This window comes from Microbacterium sp. (assembly GCF_052099035.1).
Classification (GTDB): domain Bacteria; phylum Actinomycetota; class Actinomycetes; order Actinomycetales; family Microbacteriaceae; genus Microbacterium.
The window spans coordinates 56,033-58,112 of sequence record NZ_JBQDSX010000018.1 but is presented as its reverse complement, the minus strand read 5'-3'; the positions used below and the strand labels follow the sequence as shown (position 1 = coordinate 58,112).

General features: G+C 67.4%; 1 protein-coding gene and 1 pseudogene. Both read right to left on the bottom strand.

Annotation, left to right across the window (positions count from 1 at the left end; translation table 11 throughout):
- Window positions 1–247: 247 nt before the first annotated feature.
- Window positions 248–1,720: an MATE family efflux transporter gene (locus tag ACTIAO_RS08040; protein ID WP_441905766.1), complete on the bottom strand. Its 1,473-nt coding sequence runs from the start codon at window positions 1,718–1,720 to the stop codon at window positions 248–250.
- Window positions 1,721–1,788: 68 nt separating this feature from the next.
- A pseudogene (locus ACTIAO_RS08035) lies at window positions 1,789–2,080 on the bottom strand (hypothetical protein); the annotation flags it as partial.

Here is a 2,080-nt window from a genome sequence, read left to right as displayed (position 1 = left end):
CTGGTCTTCGAGTTGCGCGACGGCCGCGGCGTGCTCGGCTGAGCGGCTGCGGCTCCGCGGCTTCGCGCTGCTCGATCCTGCCGGTGCCCGCCGTCGCGCTGCTCAAGTCTGTCCGCGCTACAGAAGTTTCAGCCGCGCGAACAGATTTGGACAGCGCGACGCAAAAAGAGACAGCGCGAGGCGAAGAAGGACAGCGCGACGGGCGAGAACAGCAGCGCGACGGGAAAAGGCACAGCGAAACAGCGCCTCACCGCCGCAGGAGCTTCTTCCACCGCTTCTGCATGACGATCGGAATGGGCTGGGTGACCACAGCATCCACGTTCAACGAACTGTTGTCCGGACCCATCAGGGCGATCGGAGTTGTGAGGGTCGGCTCGTCCGGGTCCACGGGCATCTTCGCCAGCGCGCGGTGCGCCCGCACGTACGCGGGGATGAGGATCGCAACCGCCCCGATCCATGCCAGCGGGTTGCTCAGCGCCACGCCGCCGAAGCCCAGCAGGCCACCGAGTAGCACCGCGGCTCCGACGCGCATGACGAGCTCGACGACGCCCGTGATCGTCGGGATCATCGCCTGTCCGAGCCCCTGCAGTGCGCCGCGCACGACGAACAGCGTCCCCAGCAGCGCGTACGCCGAGCCGTTGATGATCAGCATGAGGTGCGCGAGCTCAACGACCTCATCCGACCCTTCACCGACGAACACCCGCACGAGGCTCGTTCCGAAGGTGATCAGCACCACACCGAGGATGACCGAGGCGATGACCGCCATCCAGATCGCCTGCTTCACGCCGGCGCGGATGCGATCCGGGCGACGTCCGCCGAAGTTTTGTGCCACATACATCGAGACGGCAAGGCCCAGCGAGGCCAGCAGCGCCGTCGCGAGGCTGTCAACGCGGGATGCTGTCGTGTACGCCGCAACGGCATCAGCGCCGAGCATGTTCAGCGCGACCTGCACCACGAGAGTTCCGATCGCGATGATGGATGCCTGGAATCCCATCGGGAGCCCCAGCCGCAGGTGATCGGCGATGTCGGCACCGGTGATCTTCCAGTCCGCACGGCGCACGTGCAGCACCGGCATCCGGCGCATGACGAACCCGAGGCACAGCAGCACCGAGACGGCCTGCGAAACGACGGTCGCCAGCGCTGCCCCTGCAACGCCCCAGCCGACCGGCCCGACCAGCACGACGACGAGGACGACGTTCAGCACGCACGCGATCGTGAGGAACACCAGCGGGGTTTTCGAATCACCGATGGCGCGGATGATCGCGGCGAGATAGTTGAAGAACATCGTCGCCCCGCCACCGAGGAAGCTCACCTGCGTGAACAGCGTCGCCTCAGCCAGCAGCTCCGGCGGCGTCTGCATGAGGACGAGAACGGGGCCAGCCAGCAACGGACCAGCCACCGTGATCAGGATGCTGGCGAGCGCAGCGAGCACGGTGCCCGTGGCGACGGATCGCCGAACTGCGGCATAGTCCTTCGCGCCGAAGGCCTGCGCGGTCGGGATCGCGAAACCGCTCGTCATGCCCCAGGCGAATCCGAGCAGCAGGAACAGCAGCGAGCCGGTCGCGCCGACGGCGGCGAGGGAGTTCACACCGAGCTCGCGTCCGACGACGATTGTGTCGACGACCTGGTAGAGCTGCTGGACGATATTGCCGATGAGCAGCGGTACAGAGAACGCGAGGATGACACGCCAGGGGCGGCCCGTGGTGAGGGAGGTAGCCATGCGGGGGAAGGGCTTCCGGAACGAGGGGCGGAAAGATCAGAGCTGCCGGAATCCGGCAGGCGAAAAGTCTATCGAATCGATTCGGGCGTTACTGTGCGCACGCTGACCCGGCGAGAGGGTCGGGCTGCTGGTGCTGTCGGCGCGGGAGCGACCGCGACAGTCGACGCTTGTGCGCGCTCCGGCTTCGGTCGCGCCTGGAACGCCCGCACTGCCACGCGGGCGACCGCGCCCAGGATGAGCGCCAGCGCCAGCGCACCGACAGCGACGAGCGCCGGAATCCACTGCCCGGAGAATCCGGAAGTCAAGCTCAGCAGTGCTCCGCCGATCCACACGGCGACGGCGCCTCCGGTGACCCCGGCC